The sequence below is a fragment of the Mycobacterium parascrofulaceum ATCC BAA-614 genome, from assembly GCF_000164135.1.
Classification (GTDB): domain Bacteria; phylum Actinomycetota; class Actinomycetes; order Mycobacteriales; family Mycobacteriaceae; genus Mycobacterium; species Mycobacterium parascrofulaceum.
In genome coordinates this window covers 1-991 of record NZ_GG770630.1, presented here as the reverse complement: position 1 = coordinate 991, position 991 = coordinate 1, and the positions used below count along the sequence as shown (strand labels likewise).

Below are 991 nucleotides of genomic sequence, written 5' to 3'. Positions count from 1 at the left end.
CGGGCCAAGACCGGCGCGTGCAGCAACTCTGACAGATGCATAATCGGACGGTCCCCGGCCTGCCCGGCTGACGTCTCTGGTCCACTCACTTGTGCTTACCTTTCTTACCGGGCACGCTCGTCGGGCTCAGGATGCCGTAGCCCACTCGAACGGGTAACGCGCGAGTCCAGACACGCGCACTTTGGGGATGACGCTGTGGGCAGGCGCGGCAGCCATGTGCAATTAGTTGGCGGGCAAGGACGCTACTGCGGTCTGGTGACCATTGGTCCCAGCAGGCGCTGTCGTCGGGTGCCCGTTGAGAGTTGCGGATTGACCGTTCATCAGGCGGTAGCGGATCAGTCGAGAGCTGTTGGTGACCACAGCGACCGAGGATGCGTTGTGCAGGATCGCGGCCAGCACCGGCGACAGGGCCCCTCCGGCGCCCATCAACAGGCCAACGGAGTTGACGGCGATGGACATGCCGTAGTTCTGCCGGATCACCGCCACGGCTCGCGTGCCCAGATCGGGTACGTCAAGCAGGCGCTGCAGGTTGTCGTTGGCCAAGGCGATGTCGGCGGTTTCCACGGCGACGTCGGTGCCGGCCAGCCCCATGGCGATGCCGATGTCGGCGGTAGCCAGCGCCGGCGCGTCATTGACGCCGTCACCGATCATCGCAACGACGTAACCATCGTCTTGAAGTTGGCGCACCGCCTGAAGCTTGTCTTCGGGTAGCACCTCGGCCCGCCATTCGTCGATACCGAGATCGCCGGCGACGACTTCGGCGGTGTCGGGATGATCACCGGTGAGCATCACAATGCGCCGAATGCCCTTGCTGCGCAACTTGTTCAGCACGTCGGCAGCCTCGGGCCGAATTTCGTCGCGCAGGCTGATCAGCCCGATCAGCTTGCCATCGACGGCAAGCAGCAGCGGGGTCTCGGCTTGGCGACGCAGTTTGTCAACCCACTCGGTTGCCTTCTTGGACACGCGGACCTTTTCGGCACGCAGCAGCGAA

1 protein-coding gene is annotated in these 991 nt (G+C 64.2%); it reads right to left on the bottom strand.

Features of this window, described 5'->3' with window-relative positions:
• Nucleotides 1–222: 222 nt before the first annotated feature.
• The coding region (locus HMPREF0591_RS29920) for a heavy metal translocating P-type ATPase (protein WP_007172638.1) at nt 223–991 on the bottom strand (769 nt) is incomplete at its 5' end.